3 protein-coding genes and 1 pseudogene are annotated in these 3,298 nt (G+C 40.0%); 3 read left to right on the plus strand and 1 reads right to left on the minus strand.

The window, feature by feature from the left end; all coding sequences use genetic code 11:
- The 3 genes and pseudogenes from DW005_RS13435 to DW005_RS13445 form a co-directional block, all read left to right on the plus strand.
- Positions 1–273, plus strand: a pseudogene (locus DW005_RS13435) (hypothetical protein); the annotation flags it as partial.
- A 100-nt stretch (positions 274–373) separates the two neighbouring features.
- Positions 374–583, plus strand: coding sequence for a hypothetical protein (locus DW005_RS13440; protein WP_022376531.1), 210 nt, complete (start codon positions 374–376; stop codon positions 581–583).
- 79 nt (positions 584–662) lie between these two features.
- Positions 663–1,607, plus strand: coding sequence for a DMT family transporter (locus tag DW005_RS13445; RefSeq protein WP_022376530.1), 945 nt, complete (start codon positions 663–665; stop codon positions 1,605–1,607).
- Here DW005_RS13445 and DW005_RS13450 read toward each other — a convergent pair.
- On the minus strand, positions 1,600–2,943 hold the full coding sequence (locus tag DW005_RS13450; protein ID WP_117480181.1) for an alpha-amylase family glycosyl hydrolase: 1,344 nt from the start codon (positions 2,941–2,943) through the stop codon (positions 1,600–1,602). The genes DW005_RS13445 and DW005_RS13450 overlap by 8 nt on opposite strands.
- Positions 2,944–3,298 lie beyond the last annotated feature (355 nt).

Raw genomic sequence — 3,298 nt, forward strand, 5'->3', positions numbered from 1 at the left:
TTAATTGAAACAACAGAAGGAAAAGGAGGAAGAATCAATATGTGTGTATTGTTAGATATGTATGAGGAGCGAGGAATAGAGAAGGGAATTGCTCAAGGAGAGGCGCGTGGAATAGCAAAGGGGATTTCACAAGGAATTTCACAGGGAATCGAGGAAATTAACGCATTATACCAATGCTTGTTGGCGGATAACCGAATGGAAGATATACAAAAAGCAATCATGGATACAGACTACCAAAAAGAATTGTTACAGGAGTATGGGATTGGAGAGTAAGAGGAGGAAACAGCCATAGAACAAAAACCTTCTTCATTTTTCCTTGCCAAATTTTTTGTTCCGTCATATAATGGAGAAAAGAAAGGCCGGAGGATAGAGAATGACACCACAAGAGATTTTTGCAAAGAGTTTGGTTACTTACGATAAAACCAGTCGCTCGAATGATTCTTTTTATTATCATTTGCCATATCACAAGGATTATGATTTGTGCAACTGGAATCCGATGCGTATGTATAGTGGTAATGTAATTAAATATTATCAATATCATTTGTCCAAACCGGTAATCCTTTTTACGGATACTGATGAATGAGATAGTTTATGGCATCCTGTCTTCCTGAGGGGGTGCCATTTTGTTGCATAGAAAAAGGTGAAAGGGTAATATTATATTTATGAACGCACAGAAGTTATTTTCAAAAAAATGGATTGTGTTTGCAACGGCGGTGTTGTGTACCCTGCTTTGGGGAAGTGCATTTCCCGGTATAAAAACCGGATACCGTATGTTTCGGATTGCTAGTCAGGACACCGCAGACCAGCTTATGTTTGCCGGTGCGAGATTTTTGATTGCAGGTATTTTGACTCTTTTGATTTCTTTTTTTGTGGAGAAAAAGGAGCATAAAAAGGAACGGAGAAAGCAGTGGCCGAAAGGACAGATTGTACTTGTGGCATTTGTCCAGACTGCTTTGCAGTACGTTTTTTATTATATTGGTATGGCGCACGTGACAGGAGTAAAAGGTGCAATTTTGAATGGGAGTACAGCGTTTTTTTGTGTGGTGACGGCATGCATTTTTTATCATGAATCAATTAATGGAAGAAAAATTGCGGGGTGTCTTTTGGGCCTTCTTGGCGTGTTTGTGGTAAATCTCGGAAAAGGGAGTATTGGCGGTTCGCTCTCCTTTTTAGGAGAAGGTTTTATGCTTTGTTCTGCTGTGTCATCGGCACTTGGCTCGCTGTGTAACAAAGAGGCGGCAAAGAAAATGGGACCGGTTACTCTTTGTGGGTGGCAGCTTATTCTGGGTGCGGTTTTGTTGATTGGTGTGGGTTTTTTATTTGGAGGGAGAATTTCGATTTTGGAAGTACCTGCCACCGGCTGGCTGCTGCTTTTGTATTTAGCGTTCTTATCGGCAGCAGCCTTTTCCCTATGGACTGTTTTGTTAAAATATAATCCGATGGGTAGAGTGACAGTTTTTAATTTCTTAATTCCGGTATTTGGAAGCCTCTTATCAGTTATTTTTCTGAAAGACAGCCTATGGAATGTAAATACGCTTTTTGCACTTTTGCTTGTATGTGCAGGAATTTATTTAGTCAACCGTGAACCAAAAAATATTTCTAAATAAGAATATCGCCGCCACATGCATCCAGTGTAATTTCAATTGAACCATTCTGCACCATATAATCTTTGCCGGATAGTGCACCTTTAAACTGTGTTTTTGGTCCCTGATACGGAATATGGAGAGTTGTCGACTGCTCATCGTTATTGACGGCTGTAATCACGTCTTCATTTTCATAACAGCGTGCAAAAGCATATTGGCGGTTCGTAAGAAGAAGTTCTTTGTATTCACCATAGCACAATGCTTTTTGCACCTGATGGATAGAACCGAGTTTGGCAATCAGCGCAGTCAGCGGATTGTCAGTCATTGCATCGGCGTAGTCATTAAGTTCTAAGTGTGGTCGGAGTGAAGCATCGGAACCTTGTTCTTTTTTTCCTTCGATACCAAATTCGGAGCCGTAGTAAATAGACGGAATCCCCGGAAGTGTGTACATCAAAGTGTAGATTACGCCGAGATGGTCTTTGTTTATTATCTTGCTTGCAATTCGCTCAACATCATGGTTGTCGGCGAAACTGTACAATTCCAAGTCCCGGTAATGGCATCCACCCATGTCATAAAGACGCTTTACTGTGTGTGCAATTTCAAAAAAGTTATGCTCGTTGCAGCCGGACCAAAGAGCTTTATTCAGGTTATAATTGGTTACAGAATGCAAAGTTTCCGAATTAACCCAGCGTGTATATTCGCCATGAATGACTTCGCCCATCAGCCAGAAATCCGGTTTTACTTCATTGGCAACCTGACGCATTCCCTTCATAAAATCAAAATCAAGAACATCTGCTGCGTCAAGCCGGATGCCATCAATGTCAAATTCAGAAACCCAGAAGCGGATTACATCGTAAATATAATCTTTTACCTGTGGATTCCACTGGTTCAGTTTTACTAACAGATTATAACCGCCCCAGTTATCATAGGAAAATCCATCGTTGTATTCATTATTTCCACCAAAATTCACATTGCAGTACCAGTCTTTGTATTGTGAATTCTCACGGTTTTTCTGCAGGTCTTTGAAAGCAAAAAAATCTCTTCCTGTGTGATTGAAAACACCGTCAAAGATAACCCGCACTCCTTTTTCGTGACATGTACGGACAAATTCTTTTAAATCGTCATTGTCGCCGAGACGTCTGTCGAGTGTTCGGTAATCCGTTGTTTCATAGCCATGTCCTACGGATTCAAAAAGCGGTCCGATGTAAATTGCATTGCATCCGATTTCTTTTATATGGTCAATCCATGGGAGCAGCTTAGGAAGCCTGTGGATAACCTCGCCATAATCATTCTGCGCCGGTGCGCCCGTTAATCCCAAAGGGTAAATATGATAAAATACTGATTCGTCATACCAAGCCATGTTTATTCCTCTTTTCTTTGTGAAGTATTTTTACTAAATTATTATAACATAAAATGCTACTGTAAAGAAGTCGTTTCGCGACTTTTTGTGGCGCGAAACGATGCTTGACATGACACATGCAACAATATATAATATAAATATCTAGAAAAGCAATGGTTCAGACTTAGTATCCAGATTCTATGATTATTTTATAAAAGACTCTTGCTTTATTCCGGAAAAAAGAATAGGGCAGGATTGTATATAAATGTTCCTGCCTTTTGTGACAACATCACAGGAAAGGAGGAAATGATTTTATGAATCAGACAATATTTGAAAACCTGCCTCAGAAGATGAATCTTATCAGTGATTTGTTTTC

The organism is Clostridium sp. AF36-4, from assembly GCF_003435975.1.
Lineage (GTDB): Bacteria > Bacillota > Clostridia > Lachnospirales > Lachnospiraceae > Eubacterium_F.